The 18,345-nt window shown below is 51.7% G+C and carries 11 protein-coding genes; 4 read left to right on the top strand and 7 right to left on the bottom strand.

The genetic code is table 11. From position 1 onward, the window contains the following. Positions 1-19 precede the first annotated feature (19 nt). Positions 20-829, top strand: coding sequence for a 3-keto-5-aminohexanoate cleavage protein (locus tag BZG75_RS09370; protein ID WP_158009976.1), 810 nt, complete (start codon positions 20-22; stop codon positions 827-829). Between the two features lie 143 nt (positions 830-972). Next, a complete protein-coding gene (locus BZG75_RS09365) occupies positions 973-1,944 on the top strand; it encodes a TAXI family TRAP transporter solute-binding subunit (RefSeq protein WP_021022036.1) in 972 nt (323 codons plus the stop codon). An 84-nt stretch (positions 1,945-2,028) separates the two neighbouring features. Here the strand turns inward: BZG75_RS09365 and mltA are convergent, their stop codons facing one another. Beyond that, positions 2,029-3,108, bottom strand: a complete 1,080-nt coding sequence (gene mltA / locus BZG75_RS09360; protein ID WP_077576804.1) for a murein transglycosylase A — start codon at positions 3,106-3,108, stop codon at positions 2,029-2,031. 236 nt (positions 3,109-3,344) lie between these two features. Between mltA and BZG75_RS09355 the strand changes: the two genes are divergently transcribed. After that, on the top strand, positions 3,345-3,569 hold the full coding sequence (locus BZG75_RS09355; protein WP_025744513.1) for a hypothetical protein: 225 nt from the start codon (positions 3,345-3,347) through the stop codon (positions 3,567-3,569). 100 nt (positions 3,570-3,669) lie between these two features. Here BZG75_RS09355 and BZG75_RS09350 read toward each other — a convergent pair whose 3' ends face one another. After that, positions 3,670-4,020, bottom strand: coding sequence for a DUF2850 domain-containing protein (locus BZG75_RS09350; RefSeq protein WP_077459753.1), 351 nt, complete (start codon positions 4,018-4,020; stop codon positions 3,670-3,672). 212 nt (positions 4,021-4,232) lie between these two features. On the opposite strand from BZG75_RS09350, the gene argA reads away from it, so the two are divergent. Further along, a complete protein-coding gene (argA, locus tag BZG75_RS09345) occupies positions 4,233-5,564 on the top strand; it encodes an amino-acid N-acetyltransferase (protein ID WP_077576803.1) in 1,332 nt (443 codons plus the stop codon). A gap of 12 nt (positions 5,565-5,576) precedes the next feature. Here argA and recD read toward each other — a convergent pair whose 3' ends face one another. From recD to BZG75_RS09320, 5 genes are all read right to left on the bottom strand, one after another. Further along, positions 5,577-7,421: an exodeoxyribonuclease V subunit alpha gene (recD, locus tag BZG75_RS09340; RefSeq protein WP_077576802.1), complete on the bottom strand. Its 1,845-nt coding sequence runs from the start codon at positions 7,419-7,421 to the stop codon at positions 5,577-5,579. Beyond that, positions 7,418-11,005 carry an exodeoxyribonuclease V subunit beta gene (gene recB, locus BZG75_RS09335; RefSeq protein ID WP_077576801.1) on the bottom strand — a complete coding sequence of 1,196 codons (3,588 nt, stop codon included), beginning with the start codon at positions 11,003-11,005 and terminating at the stop codon, positions 7,418-7,420. The genes recD and recB overlap by 4 nt, the downstream gene beginning before the upstream one ends. A 151-nt stretch (positions 11,006-11,156) precedes the next feature. Next, positions 11,157-13,403 (bottom strand): CehA/McbA family metallohydrolase, encoded by a 2,247-nt coding sequence (locus BZG75_RS09330; protein ID WP_077576800.1) that lies wholly within the window; start codon positions 13,401-13,403, stop codon positions 11,157-11,159. 490 nt (positions 13,404-13,893) lie between these two features. Beyond that, positions 13,894-17,274, bottom strand: a complete 3,381-nt coding sequence (recC, locus tag BZG75_RS09325) for an exodeoxyribonuclease V subunit gamma (RefSeq protein WP_077576799.1) — start codon at positions 17,272-17,274, stop codon at positions 13,894-13,896. Between the two features lie 134 nt (positions 17,275-17,408). After that, a complete protein-coding gene (locus BZG75_RS09320) occupies positions 17,409-18,092 on the bottom strand; it encodes a DNA-3-methyladenine glycosylase I (protein WP_077459758.1) in 684 nt (227 codons plus the stop codon). Positions 18,093-18,345: the final 253 nt, after the last annotated feature.

Raw genomic sequence — 18,345 nt, 5'->3', positions numbered from 1 at the left:
GCGAGACGCAAGGACGATCATGGTTGCCCCCAATGGTGCGTACTTACAGCCCGTGCACCATCCGCGTGTGCCTATCACCGGCGAACAGCTTATTCACTGCCTGCACGAATGCGCCGAGGCAGGCGCAACCATGGCCCACATCCACGCCCGCGATCAACAGGGAGCCCATAGCCTTGATCCCGCGCTAAACCAAGCGCTATATCAGCAAGTAATAGATGCCGCCGGCGATCGCATGGTGATTCAACTCACCACCGAAGCCGTAGGCCGCTATTCCCCCCAGCAACAAATGGCGCTGATTAAAGCCGTCAAACCCGAAGCCGCTTCCTTTGCGCTACGAGAGCTTATCCCTGATCATCAGCCTCCAAGCAAAGCGGTAACAGATTTTTTTGCTTGGACGGTTGAAGCTCGGATCTATAGTCAGTTTATTCTCTATCACCCCAGAGAGCTGGCACGCTACTACACGCTGCGCGAACAAGGTATTTTACCCTCACGAGGTCATCACTTGCTTTTTGTTGCAGGGCGAGATCGGACTCCACCCCGAGGTATGTCCGAAGATGTCGTCGCCATGTATCATGCGCTTCACGCCGATGGCACTATTCCTTGGTCTGTCTGCGCATTTGGATGTCATGAAAGTCGCTGTTTAACGACAGCCGCGACACTGGGCGGTGACGTTCGAATCGGCTTTGAAAACAACACCCAACACATCGATCAAAGCCAAGCACACGATAACGCATCACAGATCACAAATTTTCGCAACACACTGGAAAACCTGGGATATTGTACTAAACCTGTACAAGCACTAAGACAAACCATGACCCAATCGTTTTAACCCAATACTATTGCTTGCAAATATTGTTAAAAGATTGAAAAAATAGCGCGGTGACACGTTATTGTCATATTTACATCGAGTGTCATACCATCTTCGAGGGTGCGCCCGGATAGCAACCTCTAACTTAAAAAGGAATCTTAAGCATGAAAGCGATGAAACCGACTCTGATTGCGCTCAGCTTTTCCGCTGCACTAGGAACCGCAGCAACGGCTCAAGCCAATCAGTTTGTAACCATTGGTACTGGCGGTGTGACGGGGGTTTATTACCCGACGGGCGGTGCAATTTGTCGTCTGGTTAACAAAAGTAAAGATGACCACGGCATTCGCTGCTCTGTAGAGAGTACAGGCGGTTCTATCTACAATATCAATACCATTCGTGCTGGCGAGCTCGATATGGGGATCGCACAATCCGACTGGCAATATCATGCCTACAAAGGCACCAGCAAGTTTGAAGATCAAGGCGAATTTAAAGATCTGCGCGCGGTTTTCTCTATCCACCCAGAACCTTTTACCGTGGTCGCTCGTGCTGATGCAAACGTAAAAACCTTTGATGACCTCGAAGGCAAGCGCGTTAACATTGGTAACCCAGGGTCAGGTCAGCGTGGCACCATCGAAGTATTGATGGATCAAATGGGTTGGGACATGGATAAGTTCGGCCAAATTTCCGAGCTGAAAGCGTCTGAGCAATCAAAAGCCCTCTGTGACAATAAAATTGACGCCATGGTTTATGCCGTAGGCCACCCGAGTGGTGCGATCCAAGAAGCAACGACTGCGTGTGATAGCGTATTGGTTGAAGTCGCTAACGATGCGGCTAAACAGTTGATCAGCGAGCGCGATTATTATCGTCAAGCGATATTGCCAGGTGGTATGTACCGGGGTAACGATAATGATGTGACGACCTTTGGTGTGGGTGCTACTTTTGTATCCTCAAGCCAAGTCTCTGAAGACGTCATTTACAACGTCGTGAAAGCGGTGTTTGAGAACTTCGATGATTTCCGTCGCTTACATCCAGCCTTTGCCAACTTGAAGAAAGAAGAAATGGTAAAAGATGGTCTGTCTGCTCCCCTGCACCCAGGCGCAGCACGCTACTATCGTGAAGCGGGTTTAATTGAGTAATCATACTTCGTTAGCTTAAATGCAAAAGCGAGCGTCAAACGCTCGCTTTTTTATTGCTTCAAGGATGAGCCTTAGTCTTAGCCGTTAGGGCTGATTCACCATTTGTGGCGCTAACGGTTCCAGTTTCCAAACCCGACCAAAGTGTTTGTAATGACCGGCTTGCTCGCCTGCTTTCTTACCCATGCCATGGTATAAATCCAGGTGATTTTCTTTCACTGCCCCACCGGTATCCAACGCCATTAAAAGCTTGAGCACATGCTCTCCCGTCCATTTACCCTGGTCATCAAGCTGTGGCACTTCAGCAAGTAACACACTCCCCATAGGTAAGTAACGTCGATCCGCCGCCACAGAGGCGCCCGCTTTTAACGGGATCCCTGCCGTCCCACTGACAGGATCCGCCGCTTTGGGCGTAAAGAACACATACGACGGGTTGTGTTCCAGTAAGGTCCGAACCTCTTCTTCATCGTGCGCCGCGACCCAATCTTGAATCGCCCGTAACGACATATCCTCTCTGGCTACCTCACCATTTTCAATTAATACCTTACCAATACTGACGTACGGATGACCGTTTTTACCGCCGTAGGCAAAATACTCGAGCTGATCATTATCACCAAAATGGACAAAACCACTGCCCTGCACTTCCATAATAAAGTTATCGATGCGAGATGCGCTGTAACCCAACGCTAACCCTAATCCTTCTAAAGCACCGTCATAAATCGCTTGACGATCAGGGCAGTCTTCATCACAAGGCGGTTTGGCATAAACTGGATAACGGAATAAGGCATCGGGTTGATGGCGCATTTCAATCACGGGTGAGAAATAACCGGTAAACATCACGTTACCGAAATCATCGCCACCGCCCATTTGGTTGACACCCAGGCCAAACTCAGCGAGCGTGTCCACATTGCCTCCTGCGTCCAGCCATGCCTGCAAACGCTGGTATACCGCTTGATGCTTGACCACTAACGAGGGAGATTTTGCTTCTACTTCTGCAAGCTGCTCCTGAAATAAACTAAAGTCGCGCGGACTTTCCGACACCACCTGAGGTACTGGGGTTAAAATACGTTCAAACCGCCCATCTCGATACTGCTGACCACGATCAGTCGGCCTAACACACCCTGCGAGTACCGCCACACACGCCATCACGACTAACGCTTTTTTCACACCATCATCCAATCAGTTAGTTTGTAGCGCTAAGGCTCGCAAAAAGCGATGAATTTGGCAATCACTTATCATTATCAGACTGTAAATGCCTGCAAAATAATACAGTTCAATTGTGATGTCATTCAGATTATCCTAGTAACTGCTTGGTCATTCATCAAACTGTCATATAATTGTTATGTACTATGCATGAAACAAAAATGCATAGAAAATGCAACAAAAAAGGAGTAATGAATACCATGGACTTGAAAGTTGGGCGTTCGACGTTACTTGATAGCGATGCGGTGGAATATCAATGGATCCGCATGATGGCTAGTGAAGGTTGTACCCATAATGTGATCAATACCAGTATTCAGCGTTGCCTAGGTGGCGACTCGGAAACTGCCGATCTTTTACGCCGAGTAGCCACCAAGCAATGCTCGGTCAATGAGTTATTGTCGACAATAGAGTCTGTGAAATATTAATCACGATCTGAGCACTCTGCATCCTAGTGCCTACTCGGAGAGTTTCTGGGCGCCCCTACTTGTGCCGTCGTAACCTAATAACTCCATTGGATGCCAACATCTAGTCGTCTTTCGCAAAAAAAGACGTGTAATGCGCGGGCGATAAGCGTTCTAAGGTACTTTTGTTTTCGACACGATACACGTACGTTTGCGTACCAATCGAATAACTTAGCTTATCACCATCAAACTGATAACTCGTCGTAACCCGGCTGCCATTGGTATAGATACCGTCTTTGCGGACTTCAAAACGATCAGCTGCATAGGGCGCGACCTCTGTTTCAACCCATTCGCCATACAAATCGGTTTGCGTCACGTCAGGCGCAAAAATTGCAGGCTGGGTCGCCACTAAAAATCCCGTTCCACCAAATAATATAAATAGAACTAATAGAACCACTTGTTTCGTTTTTCGCACGCGCTTACCCCTCAGTGCTTTTTATTCCAGCATAACTGACTCATCACTTTACTTTAGACGCTGAACGCCAGATTGTGATCTCGCTTCATCGGCCGACATTGAGTATGGGAGCTAATTCTTATCGTTTCACATGCGCACTGACAGCGCACAGGACTTGACACCCAGACCTAAAAAAGAATAAAAAGGCATATAAAGTGAATAAATAAACGGATATGCGCGTGAAGATAAGAAGTACCGCACTGGTTAAAGGATTTCGCCAATCTGCACCTTATGTAAATGCTCACCGAGATAAAACCGCGGTGATCATGCTGGGTGGCGAGGCGATGGCGGATGAGAACTTTAAAAATATCGTCAATGATATCGCGCTACTCAATAGCCTTGGCATGAAGCTAGTATTGGTGTTTGGTGCCCGCCCGCAAATCAATCGCGCGCTCAATCAGTACGGACTGGAAACGCCTTATCACAAAGGAATACGCATCACCGACAGCCACGCGCTTGAAGTGGTCAAACAAGCCGCCGGCCAAGTGCAGCTCGACATCACCGCGCGTTTATCCATGGGGCTCAACAACACCCCAATGGCGGGTGCTCAGATTAATGTGATCAGTGGCAATTTTGTTATCGCGCAACCCTTGGGTGTCGACGAGGGGATTGATTATTGTCACAGTGGCAAAATTCGCCGTATTGATACCGACGGTATTCAACGCCAACTGGATCAAAACGCGATTGTGCTGATGGGGCCAGTAGCCAGTTCAGTGACAGGGGAATGCTTTAACCTCACCTCCGAAGAAGTGGCGACTCAGGTCGCGATTCGGTTACGCGCAGACAAGCTGATTGGCTTTTGCTCTGAACAAGGGGTCTTAAACCCAGACAATGAGGTGATTTCTGAGTTACTGCCCACCCAAGCCCAGCCACTTCTAGAAGCGAGAGAAGCCGCTGGCGATACTGGCTCTGGCACCAGTCGCTTTTTACGGGGCGCGATTACTGCGTGTCGCGCGGGCGTCACTCGCAGTCATTTGATTAGCTATAAAAAAGATGGCGCCTTGATTCAAGAGCTGTTCTCGATTGAAGGGATCGGCACCCAGATCGTGATGGAGCGTGCCGAAAAAGTGCGCCAAGCCCAGATTGACGATATCGGTGGGATCTTGGATTTGATCCGACCTTTGGAGCAACAGGGGATCCTAGTGCGCCGCTCGCGAGAACAATTGGAGCAAGAAATCCCACGCTTTACCATCATCGAACGGGATGGGTTAGTGATAGGCTGCGCCGCACTCTATCCGTTTAGTGACGCGCGCACCGGCGAGATGGCATGTGTTGCCATTCATCCGGATTATCGTGATGGCGACCGCGGCGTCATGCTCCTCAATCACCTCAAACAACGCGCCAAAGCCAAAGGGCTTGAAACCATCTTTGTGCTCACCACCCACAGTTTGCATTGGTTTCTGGAGCAAGGCTTTTTGCTCTCCGATGTGTCGGCACTCCCCAACACCCGCCAAGAGCTGTACAACTATCAGCGTCGCTCTAAGGTACTAACCTTAGCGCTTTAGCTAACCTCGCCATTATAAGGGCGCCAACAAGGCATCCGGCAAACCACTATACCTGGCGGTGCGTGCGCCCACACCGTGGCGTAGCACCGGCCAAGACGCGTAAAGATCAAGCTGGCGCTTCGCCCGCGTGATGCCGGTATAAATCAGCTCGCGGGTGATCACCGGTGAAATGGTGGGCGGACACACCAGCACTGTGTGCGCAAACTCCGATCCTTGTGATTTGTGCACCGTCATCGCAAACGCAGTTTGATGGGCGGGCAGACGGCTGGCAAGCAAATAGCGCACCTCGCCATCGTGGGTTTCAAACGCCACGCGGGTGATCCCCTCATGCTGCACCGCAATTCCAATATCACCGTTATACAACCCTAGGGCATGGTCGTTTTGCAAAATCATGATCGGCCGACCGTGATACCAAGTATCACGCTCTTTGGCGATCAATCCCGCCGACGCTAAATGCTGCTCAATGGCTTGGTTGAGGCCAGCGACACCAAATGGGCCTTCGGTCAATGCACACAACAAACGAAATTGGCTAAAGGCACTCAGCACGTCCGCCATGGATGGCGGGTTTTCGAGCGTCGCATTATCGAGTGTTGTTAAGTAATCGCGATATCCTGTCACCGCTTGTTGCATCAGGGTCTGATAACTGTCATCACTCAGCACATGGTGGGTAATATCGCCATAGCCGCGTTTTAACACCGCCCCCACCTCGGCCATCTCTCCTCGGTTCACCGCAAAGGCGAGCTGGCCAATGCCGGATTGGGCATCAAAACGATAACTTTTGCGCAGCAGACACAGGGCACTGGCGATCGCTGGCGCATGTGGGTTTTCGGGTACATCAAAGCCTGTTAGCTGGCTTAAACGCGCGGCTTGCGCCGCTGGATAGCCCGCCTCGGCGTACTGACAAATATCGCCTAGCACCGCCCCCGCTTCCACAGAGGCAAGCTGATCTTTATCCCCCAGCAAAATAATGCGTGTTGAGGGCGCCAAGGCATCGAACAGCTGTGCCATCAAAGGCAAGTCCACCATCGAGGCTTCATCGACAATCAACACATCCGCATGCACGGGATTATTTTTATGATGGCGAAACGCCACCCGCTGCGGAATCGCCCCTAATAATCGGTGAATGGTACTGGCTTGGGTCGGCAGCGCCGCTTTTACGTCATGATCAACAGGCAAGGCGGCAATCGCCCGCCCCAATGATTCAGTCAATCGGTTGGCTGCTTTGCCGGTCGGGGCGACCAGCTTGATGGTGAGTGCAGCAGAGGTGGTTGTACGTTCGGCGTGGTGCGACGCCACCAGCGCTGCCAACAAACGGGCGACGGTAGTGGTTTTCCCCGTACCCGGCCCACCCGAAATCACCGCAAAAGGTTGGGTCAACGCGGTAGCTGCCGCCACTTTTTGCCAGTCTATCTCTGCCTTCGAGGCAGCAAATAAATTATCTAGGGTTTGTCTGGCCTCATCCGGTAACGGTAGCGCCGTCAGACGCTGGCGAATATGTCCCGCCACTTGCTGCTCGGCATGCCAGTAGCGATGTAAATACAATCGGTGTCCGGCAAGCACTAAGGGCGTCGCCTGCGTCCCGTCAGACACCACCGACGCCTGTGCCAATTGCTCGCTTGGCGCTTGGCTATCAATGTGCGCCAATAAAGGCTGCCAAGCGACGTCAGTGGGTGGCTGCCACTGGTTTAAGTCAAGGCAGACATGGCCTTTGCCCACTTCGCGACTCAGCAGCGCCGCCCATACTGTGATAGCAGCCTTATCTAATTGGGTGTCTTCTTCGCCCATCAAACAAGCAAATTGCACATCAATCGCTCGTAATTCCCCGCGCTGGTAAAGCGTCATTAATGCTTGTTTCATACCGACTCTCCAGCAAAGAGGTTGTCCAAGGCGTCAATCAGCGCCTTATCGGGACGGTGCGCGAATACACCGGTCTCGCCGCTATCACTGGCACCCCGTAAAAAGAAATAAAACACGCCCCCCACATGGGTGTCGTAATCATAATCTGGGATCCGCTGGCGCAAAAAGCGGTGCAGCGCCAAGGTATAGATCTGGTACTGAAAGTCGTATCGGTGCGCGATCATTGCCTCTTTGAGCGCCTCAGGATGATAATCGGCCACGCTGTCCCCTAAATGGTTCGACTTCCAATCCAGCACGTAATACTTGCCATCGGCGCGGAAGGTTAAATCGATAAAGCCTTTTAGCATCCCGCGCGCCGTGTCAAAGGTGAGCTGGCCAGCGCGGGCAGACAGTGCATCATATCGTGCGGCGAGTCGATTCAATCGCTGGCAGTCGAGTGCAGCCAAAGGCATCACGAACTCCATCTCCGTTAATCGACTGGCATTGTCAATGTGGTTCAGCCTCAGCCCTTGCTCATTGAGCGGGTGTTTCAATACCTGTGTCATCCACTGCTGCAATATCGGGCACCACTGCGGGTCATAGTTCTCCAAGCTAAGGTGATGGGTAATAAGCTCAGCGACCTCTTCACTCATCAAATCCGCGGTAAAGTCCACCTCTTCAAATAAGGTGTGTAAAAAGGTACCGGCTCGCGCGCCTTTGGGAAACGCAAAAACCGACCAAGGATCCACCGCCACATCCGGCGTCTCCTCATCGGCGAGATCATCGTCCGCGTCCAAGTCGTAACTGGCTAATGTAGGCAAGGCGCTGACATGATGGCTTTGTTTTACCAGCCCTGAGTAACTGGTTAAGCGCCACTGACGGTCAATCTTGCCGTCAAACTGACGTGCGCTTAGCGCCTCGTGCGCCCCCGTTTGAGGGGTATAACGGCTATCGTCCGGCTCCGGTGGCGCAACCACAGCCACCGCATCACTCGCGCTCGCCAACCCAGCCAAACTCTCGGCCAGCAGGCTAGCATCACCGGCTTCTCCATGCTGGAGCAAATAACCAAGGGCCGTTAAGTGCAAGGCCGAGTCTTTTTGCCGGCTGTTACCTTGTTTAAGAGGTGTACAGCCGATAAAACATCCATACACGGCGCGCGTCACCGCCACGTACAGCAAGCGGATATCTTCAGCCAGCCGCTCTTTTTCAGCACGTTCTTTGCCTTCATCGACATTATCCAGCGCCAGCACCGGCTGATACTGTTCATCATGATAAAAAGGTTGGCTGCTTTCGCGATACTGACAAGCAAACGGCAAGTAAACCAGATCGTATTCCAAGCCTTTCGATTTGTGGATGGTAACGATTTGCACCAAATCACGCTCCGACTCCAACCGCACCTGCTGCTCTTCCGATTGTTGAGCCGGCTCGGCCATCCGCTCTTGTAGCCAGCGGATCAGCGCGTGGGGGTTATCCAATTGCTGGCTGGCACTTTGCAGCGACTCCGCAATATGCAAAAAGTCGGTCACACAGCGCTCGCCTTGCGGCATCGCCAACCAGTTTTCTGCCACTTGGCGGGCAGTGGCGACTTGGCGAAGCATCGGCATCACCCCACGGCGCTGCCAGGTATCACGGTAATGGCTAAAGGCCACCACCTCTTGCTCCCACAAGGCTTCGTCTTGATTGAGTAACGCCAGCTGCTCAGCGGTCAGGCCAAATAAAGGGCTGGCTAGTGCCGACCGCAACTTACGCTCATTTTCAGGCTGCATGACCGCCACTAAGATGCGCTCAATATCGCTGGCGACGGGGCTGGCGAACACATTATCACGGTTAGAAAGATACACAGACGCCACGCCTTTTTCGGCCAGCGCTTGCTTGACCAGCTGTGCCTCGCGTCCGGTGCGCACCAACACAGCAATATTGTGCGGCTGAATGTCGGCTTGGCCGGAAGACGTTTGTAGATAACTATTGCCCGCCACCGATTGGTTGAGCACTTGCGTGATATGCTGTGCGGTACTCACCGCCAAGGTCTGTTCAAAATCTTGCTTGCCACACAACTCATCCGGGCTGTGATGCCAAAAGGTGAGCGCGGGCTGCTCGTTTCCCTCCACCACCAGCGCCTTTTGTTTGGCGCTAGGCGAAGAGGCTACCTCTAAAAAGGGAATGCTGTCTTGATAAACAAACGGCGCCTTAGCACGCGAGAACAAGGCATTGACCCCGCGCACCATGCCATCTGTCGAGCGCCAGTTGGTGGCAAGGTTATAGTGATCACTCACCTGTGCACGGGCATGAATATAGGTGAAGATATCGGCGCCACGAAAGGCATAAATCGCCTGCTTAGGATCGCCAATCATCATTAAACCGGTGCGCTCACCCTCTTCCTCTGTGTCTGCGTCTACGAATACAGGGGCATCGTCCGCCACTGGCGGCTGATAGACAGTGCTAAAAATCTGATATTGCAGCGGGTCGGTATCTTGGAATTCATCAATCATTGCCACCGGATATAAGCTGCGAATACGTGCCGCCAACTGACCTTCGCTATCTTGGTCAAGTGCGCTGGCAAGTTGAGAAAGGAGATCGTCAAACGAGAGCCACCCTTGGCGGCGTTTTTCTTGGCGGAGCAGCTGCCGCACTTCTTTAATCGCCAATGCAGTTAATCCCGGTTTTAACGTCGGCGGCTGATCAACCAATGCCTGAATTTGATCAAATAGCGCAAGACTCGGTGGCTCAGCTTTACTCTTGGCCGCTAATGTCTGTTGGGCGAATTTTTCCAATTTGTCGGGCAACTGGTAATCAAGCGTCTCGGCATTGGCCCATTGTTCCATCGCATTCAGCCAGTTTGCCAGATGATCTTTGCGATAGCTGCGACCATCGAGCTTGGCAGCGCTAAGCTGTTCGGTGATCTGCTCCCCCGCCTCGCGCCATGCGCGCTTTACCCCGTCAATTTTGGCAATCGCCGCTTGGTGTGCCGCCATGAGATCTTCGCCGAGATCAGGCGCCTTGACCGTGACAGCCGGCCCGGATAAATAGGGCGCAATCTCTTTTAATAAGGCTTCCGGTGCGGGCCAGTAGCTGCTCACCACACCGGCTAACGATTTAGGCAGCGGATAAAAACGACGACGCCAAAAATCGGCCGCCGCGCGCGCTTTGATCTGTCGCTCGTCGGTGACAAATTCATGACTGAACAGGCTGCCCGATTCAAACGCATTTTGGGTCAGCATCCGCTGACAAAAACCGTGAATGGTATAGATGGCCGCCTCGTCCATCTGACGTTCGGCCTCTAACAGTCGCTGCGCCGCGGTTTTATGATCGCTAATCTCTGCCAGCAAAGGTTCAATGATAGGATCGTCACTCTCACCGCGCATAAAGGCAAAACGCGCCTCATGAATGCGGCGCCGAATACGGTCTTTTAGCTCTTGGGTTGCCGCTTCGGTAAACGTCACCACCAGTATTTGCTCGACCCGACACGGCGCTGCGCGGCCATGCCCAAGCAACAATCGCAAGTACAAGCCAGCAATGGTAAACGTCTTGCCGGTGCCGGCGGAGGCTTCGATTAATCGGACGCCATCAAGTGGCAAGGTGAGCGGGTTGAGGATCTGCGGTTCCATATCATTATTTCATCGCCTAGTCTGCCCGCTATTGTAGCAACCCCTTGGGGGAAAACATATTCTAACCAAGACCATCAATCTGCGCCGGTTAACATCACGATCAAAAAAGGCCAGCATCGCTGGCCTTGGTTCGTTTATTGAGACTCGACGTTTACGACTGAAGCCAAACTGGGTTGGTCCATGCCGTGCTGCCGTCTTTGTCTTCCACTTCTAGGTTGATCCAACCTTCTGCATCCGCAGGGATTGGCAGTGACAGCTCAAGACGCTGGGTGCTCTCTTCCGGGTTAATGGTGATGCTGTTTAGCACCTCACCATCTTGGCCGATTAAGCGCACTTCTTTGAGACCATCAGCGGCGACGACGTTAATATCCCATTGATCACCTGCCTTGGCGCTTTCACCAAACATGATGTTTTGTGGGTATAGAATTGGCCCCTGCGTGGCATAGCCGTGACCGGCTTTTAACGCTTTGGCAAAGGCGAGCGGCGTTAGCTCACCATCAACATTGGCCATCATACGAATACGCCCAGTGAGCTGGTTCCACGCATCATGGGTATCGGTACCCGCAGTCAGGTACATGGCTTCGCCGCTATCCCACATATCATGTGCTTTTTTCAGAGTCGGCTCGTTGTCAACGCGAGCGTTAAGCTCCATCAGATCGAAACGGTCTGTTTCACCGCCCGGCACCGCATCTTTAGCGATATTAGTGAAATAACCATAATCGTTATAAGGATGGTTCATCGGCACCACTTCTGCACCCATCTCATGTGCAGCATCAATCAGAGTATGCACGTCATCAGTACCCGGATCGACCGTCAGCGCCGCGCCATTGTCGATGGGGAACGGGTTCATGTGACCCCAAGAGGGCGAGATCTCAATGGATGGAATGAAAGGCACACCACGTTTCGCTGATAAGTCAGCAAATACTTTGTGATTAATGGTGGAGTCGTGATCACTGATAAAGGTCAGATCCAAGTCGGTTGCCAACTGGGCACGCACCACGATTTCTGGTGGGGTTACCCCTTCCAGCACATTGCCGTGGTGGTGCAAGTCTGCGCCATACCAATGGCTACGGTTAGGGAAAGTCACCTGTGGGATCTTAACCAACTGCTTGTTGGTTTTGCCCGATTCCAGCGTCACGTCCAAGGTTTGTGATTCAGCGGTAAAGCCTGCACCGGCGTTAATGCCCAACTTGTATTCACCCGGTGCTAGATTTAGCTCGGCATGGCCGGCAGGCAGCAAGTCCGTGAAGAAGGTGCGTTTACCCAAGAATTCAACCGGTGGCGCTTGGCCTTCAATGATAGTCACACGTGCGTCTTTAGCCACGCCAGACACCGCTTCTTCTACGTTAAGCGCAAGCGTCGCAGGGCTTTTCAGCGAGGTGAAATTCAGTGTTTGCTCGCCATCAGCGCTCACATTAATAGATTGCGACTGACTGTTGGCATGGCCGGTTGCCGTACCATAAACCTGATACTCGCCGGCTGGTAGCTCCATGCTGTACTGGCCATCTTTGGCAAGCGTCCACGCATAAGGGTGACCGTCTTTTTCAATCATTACCAAGGCATCGTTTGGCACTTGCCCATTATCAGCGCGCAATTTACCTTCAATGGTACCTGTCGCTTCACCATGACGTTCGGCTTCGGCTTTTACAATCGGCGCCATATCACCGTTCGGGACAACCTGTAGCTGAGACTCAAACGTACGGCTTTCACCGGCTTTGAGCGTGTGACCCAGATACATATCGCGACCGTTGTATTTAATGCGGTCAAAGTAAGGCGCATGCAGCGCGAACGCCCAATCACGGTCATACGCGACCATGCGATCGGCGAGGGCATTGTCCGCCATCGCTTCTTCATTGCCTTCAAGCCCTGGTACCGCGAACTGATAACCCGTATCCGGCCAGATCGTGTGGCCAGATTCTAGTTCGAGATCATCCTCACCCTGGTTATTCATCACGGTTTTAAGAGCAATCGCGTCAGAGCCTGCAGCCAAGGTATACCAAGTAGTAATGTCGACTTTGTCGAAGTTACGGCTCACTTTGATCACTGCTTTTTCATCGCTGTCTTCAACAATCTCAATCGACTTGCGATCGTTCGGCCAGGCCGACCAGCTGTTGGGGATGAAATCTGCAAAAGCGACTCGGTCTAGATCAATTTTGCCATTTTTCACCGCCGCGAGGTCCACCAAGGTACCACGTGGCACGCCCCATGGTGGCGCGGACTCAACCGCCAATGCGAACGCGACATGCTCGTTTTTTACCGTGATGTCTTGGGCGTGCGTTGCCTCACCATCTGGGATTGCAGTCTTACCTTGAGTAATGCTGACGTCGGCGTGCGCTGAGGCACCCAGCAAAAGGCCAGAGACCAAGGTCGCCACCGCGCTTTTTGAGAATTTATGCATGAAGGCACATCCTTTTTTTCATGGTTTGTTATATGAATTTTCGATGACATTGTGCGTTAAGTTAATTACACGTTCAAATAAAAAACAGAACAAAGGCCTCTATAAACAACACAAAAACAATGCCCTCTAANCATTAAATTAAAGCTAAGATAATGATTTTAATTAAAATTAAAATGTAACTCTGCATTAAAATGATCGTTTAAAAAATATTTAGACCCCAAATAGATTGACCCCTAACGAGCAACGTAATGTGCAATCTTTAACCAACACAATGGTAACAAACATGACAAAAAAGATGGTTGTATCGACGAACCACCCATTTTCTCTATCCTAGTAGTTAATTTCTCAAAATGAATATAAAGTCAAAAATTAAGAGTAAATAACCACAAAAGAGCCATGCATAGACTTGGCTAACAGGGAGAAGAGTGGGAAAGAGAGTGGATAGAGGGGGAAACGGCGCCGCACTATTCCTATGAGGCGCCTTTGGTGATTAGCGTTTTTGTCGCTGCGCAAGCATCGGCAGTACGTGTTGATCGCCTGTTGCTAATAGCGCTTGACCGAGACTCTCGTGCCATTGCGGCCATACGCGATACACATAAGGGTCTTGGACTTCACCAGGATTAAAGCCCCCGATAAAGGCATCACGCATCGCTTTCAGCGCTTTGTCTTGGCCGGTGTCACTGTTATCAAAGCCTTTTTTGCCATCTCGGGCTTTTATTCCCGCTCCGACTGAGCTTGGCAGATAGGTAAGAGGCTGGTTGAGGCCATATTGATAGTCTTCAACCAAAGCTTGTAAGTGTGCAAGCGCGTCACCTTTGCTGAGTGGGGCAAACTCGATGGTTTCTTTCACGCCCACCAACGTGCTCGGCACCGCTTCGCCCATCGCGCATTGGCATAAATGATCGATCCATACCGCAAGCTGATGACGCACGGTCAGATCGCCGCAATGAAAGCGCACCAAGCTGTCTTGATAACGCCGATTAAGCCAACCTTGCACTTGCACCTCGCCCAACGCAGTAGGAAGAGTCAGATTAAGCTCAAGATCAGGGCGCGGCGCGGCGAGCAAAGGCGTTAAGCGCTGGTACATGTCACGGATCACCGTGACTTGCGTATCCAAGGTCAGTTCGCCAAAGTACGCCAAAGGCAACTTGCCCTGGCCACGCTGTCGGGCCATAAAATCCTGCACACTTTGGGGACTGTCATCGGTTTCAATAAAGTGCGCTAACAGCTGATCACGCAGCTGAAAGCGGTGCAAGGTATCTAAACTAAAGGGTTCGAATTCTTCTAGCGGCGCTTCTAACTGCTCAAAGAAGACTTTCAAGCGGCGTTGGAAAAAATAGCGCACGGGCAACCGCCAAAAGCGCTGCAACTCAGCTAACTCAATCACAGGATCCTGGTGACTGTCGGGATCAGGGCTTAACGCATCGCCAATAAATGCTGGCAGTTGTGTCCCTTGTCCTTGAGCAGCCGGTAGCCACTCTTGCGCGTAGCTACCACTATGAACAAACGCCTGTGGGCTAAAGGGCGTCAGTGGATGCGTCTGGATAAGCTTTTCTTCCAACCGCTGGCGTGACTGCGCTTCGGGTAAGTCGCGGTCACCGGCCAAACAGTAGCCTTGGGTGCAATACTCAAGCAACTCAGTGACCAGTACCGACGGGACTTTTAAGCTGTTGTCTTGCACTGAGCGACCGACATAACTGATATACAAACGCTGCTGTGCTGACTGCAACGCTTCTAAAAATAGGTATCTATCATCGTCGCGGCGCGAGCGATCCCCCGCCCGCGTGCGACCGACCATCAAATCAAAGCCGACACTGGGCACAGTGCGCGGGTACACGCCATCGTTCATCCCCAGCAGACACACCACATCAAAGGGAATGGAGCGCATTGGCATCAAGGTACAAAAGTTAACCTGCCCGGCCAAAAAGCGCTGGCTGACTCGCTCGTTATTGAGGCGACCATTAAAGTAATCGCGCACCACGGGCAAGGTTAGCGTATAGGTAAATGCGGCATCGCTGAGCTGTGTCAGCCAACTGTCCAACTGGGTGCGGATAAGCTTTATCGCTAACTCTTCATCCCCTTCAATGGCAAAGCAGTCATCCAGCATTTGGGTCAACCGCGCCACCCACGTCTTGCCATCGCATTCAATCGCCAGTTGCTGCTGGTAGTGAATTAAGGTGTCGATAAACAGCCCTAAACGCCCCGCCAGCTCCGCATTAAGCCCTTGGACTTCATCATAAGGCACGGTGTCTGCAAACAGCCCTGCCTCACTCGGCATCGCGTAGCCGAGTAACATACGTTTCAAGCCAAATAGCCAGGTATTCTGATACTGTTCGGGCAAGGCAAATTGGCTGGCGGTATGGGTATCAAGCCCCCAGCGAATACCGGTTTCTTCCACCCACTGTTTAATCTGATCAAACTGTTGGCTGTCGATGGAAAAACGGCGCGAGACCGCCGGCACCTCAAGAATTTCCAATAGCTCCGCCGCACTGCATCGACTATCAGGCAGGGTGAGCAGACGCAAAAAGGCGGCTAACACCGGGCTTTCTTGATCGGCACTGCGATCTGAGATGGAAAACGGAATAAAACGCTCGCGAGGCGCATTACCAAACACCGCTTGAATGGCGGGGCTGTAGGCATTGATATCCGCCACCATCACAATCACATCGCGGGGGCTCAGTGATGGGTTAGCCTCAAACATCGCGAGTAGCTGATCGTGCAGCACCTCAACTTCGCGCATCGGGCTGTGACAGGCATGGATTGCGATGGAAGCATCATCTGGCTCGATTTCTGTTTTCGCCGCACTGGTCTCGGTTTGCTTGGGATCACCCGGCTCGTTCAAATCCAAAATATCGGCTTGGAGATGATGCAGCAGATTATCGCGGTTGACCTCAACAAAGCCGCTATCAATCTCATTACAGGCCATTTCCGAGAGCAGCAGTAAGTTATCGCGCCCCAGTTTTCCCATCGACGCCAGCAAGCTATTTCCCACTTCACCGTACTCGGGCTCATCAAGCCCCAGTGCCAATTGGCTGTCGGCGGGGATGTCTTCAATTCGGCTGATTTTATCCCGTTCCAATGCGGCACGTTTAGCCAGATAACGCTTGTCGCGAATATCGCCCCAATAATAACGGCATGGATTGGTGAACATAAAATGCACCTCCACATGCTCACCTAGGGCTTGCAACGCATCCAGATAGCGTGGTGGAAGCGCCGAGATACCAAACACAAAGACCCGCTCAATATCAGCAAGCCCCGCAGGTTTGTGCTGATGACTGGTTAAGGTGTCGATAAACTCTTGATACAAATTAGCGCGATGGTAAGGCGATTGGCCCAGCGCCAAGGTGTGATCGTATAAGCGACGCCACAGTTTTTGCTGCCAAGGCTGCACATCGTTAAGCTCGGGCACCGGTTGCTCTTGCTCCCATGCCAGCACCCACTCGGGGCGATAGACCAAATACTGGTCGAAAATATCGGCTACTTTTTCGGCCAGCTGATAAGCACGCTGCTGATCCTGACTATCTTCCAAATACGCGGCTAAATCCGCGAACTCAGGCGCATCCAGGCAGCTGGGCAGAATATCCATTAGCTTCCATGTCATCGCCTCTTTATTGAAATCACTGCGCTCAGGCACGCCATCCAACACCCGCACAAACAGCTGCCAGATAAAGGTGGCGGGAAGCGGGAATTCGACGTTGGCGACAATCTGCTGCTCGTGGGCGAGTGCCATTTTTAACCACTGCGCCATGCCGGGGCTTTGCACCAGAATAAGTTCTTTTTGAAAGGGATCGGACAGCGGTCGCTGTTGGATCAGGGAGACCAACAGCGATTTTAACAGATCGAGCCGATTAGAGTGATAAACAGTAAACACAAGGCGCTCACATGGGAAAGATAACTGGCATCGATTGTGGCCGATTGCCGTGATAAGCGCAAATCGCCACCGACACGCCGCGACCTTGCACACGACTTGCTAACTGTGTGATAGCACAGCAAATCGCTGAGCGATTAAACGCGATTATCACCCACACTGAAGGCAATCAGCTGGCTGATATGGTTCAGTGAACGGCCTGACTCTTGCTGCCACTGATTAAATGCCTGTTGCGCGGCTTGCATCGCCCGCTTGGTCTCTCGGCCGCTATCAACGATTTTAGTCGCGCGCAGATAGTGCTCAATATCGCGGGTGAATAAGAAGGTGTCCTTGCCCATTCGGCGCAACGTATAAGCACCCGTATTACCGCCTAAACGCTTACCGTGTTTTTTTAAATACTGCCATAAACCAACAATATCTTCGCTGGGCCAATCGGCGACAAACTGGCTAAAACTGCCGTGCGATTGCTGCACGCGGTGGATCATTTCCGCATTGTGTGGAATGGTCATCACCTTGGTTAAGTGGCGAATGATCGCGGGGTTCGTCGCTTTCTCTTCCCACATTTCTGGCGGCATCAACAACATTTTGTCGATATCAAATCCCCAAAAAACCTCTTCGAACCCCGGCCACTTTTTGCGTACCACCTGCCAGCTAATTCCAGATTGAAAAACCTTCTGGCTAAACGCTGCTAACCAGCGATCATCCGGGATCTCACACAGAGCCTGATGTTCAAGCGGTGCCACCAGCATGCGCTCTAATTCTCGTTGACCACCTTTGCGATCGGCGGCACGTTGATAAATGGTGCTAAATTTTTCTCTCATGTCACAATCACGGCAGGGTCGGTAGACAATGGCCCTTATCCTACTGTATAAAAAGGGCTCTTCACCGGATGTGGTGGAAAGTGTTTCTTTTCAAGTTTTCCGATTAATTGGACAATAAGGAAACACTCTGCACTTGGGCCCTGAATCAGATGAAAGATACAGCACTCTATCAAGCGATCCTTGGACTGATTCCGCCATGGACTGTCGACTCTGTCCAAGTGGATAAAAAGAGCCAACGTATTACCGTGACCAT

Origin of the sequence: Salinivibrio sp. AR640 (assembly GCF_001995405.1) — a bacterium.
GTDB classification, from domain to species: domain Bacteria; phylum Pseudomonadota; class Gammaproteobacteria; order Enterobacterales; family Vibrionaceae; genus Salinivibrio; species Salinivibrio costicola.
This window is presented reverse-complemented; position numbering and strand designations above follow the sequence as displayed.

Excerpts from the sequence above, each read along its gene's own strand:
- BZG75_RS09370 (WP_158009976.1), top strand. The coding sequence starts at position 20 with ATGGTTGCCCCCAATGGTGCGTACTTACAGCCCGTGCACCATCCGCGT.
- BZG75_RS09365 (WP_021022036.1), top strand. The coding sequence starts at position 973 with ATGAAAGCGATGAAACCGACTCTGATTGCGCTCAGCTTTTCCGCTGCA.
- BZG75_RS09355 (WP_025744513.1), top strand. The coding sequence starts at position 3,345 with ATGGACTTGAAAGTTGGGCGTTCGACGTTACTTGATAGCGATGCGGTG.
- argA (WP_077576803.1), top strand. The coding sequence starts at position 4,233 with ATGCGCGTGAAGATAAGAAGTACCGCACTGGTTAAAGGATTTCGCCAA.
- recD (WP_077576802.1), bottom strand. The coding sequence starts at position 7,421 with ATGAAACAAGCATTAATGACGCTTTACCAGCGCGGGGAATTACGAGCG.
- recB (WP_077576801.1), bottom strand. The coding sequence starts at position 11,005 with ATGGAACCGCAGATCCTCAACCCGCTCACCTTGCCACTTGATGGCGTC.
- BZG75_RS09330 (WP_077576800.1), bottom strand. The coding sequence starts at position 13,403 with ATGCATAAATTCTCAAAAAGCGCGGTGGCGACCTTGGTCTCTGGCCTT.
- BZG75_RS09320 (WP_077459758.1), bottom strand. The coding sequence starts at position 18,092 with ATGAGAGAAAAATTTAGCACCATTTATCAACGTGCCGCCGATCGCAAA.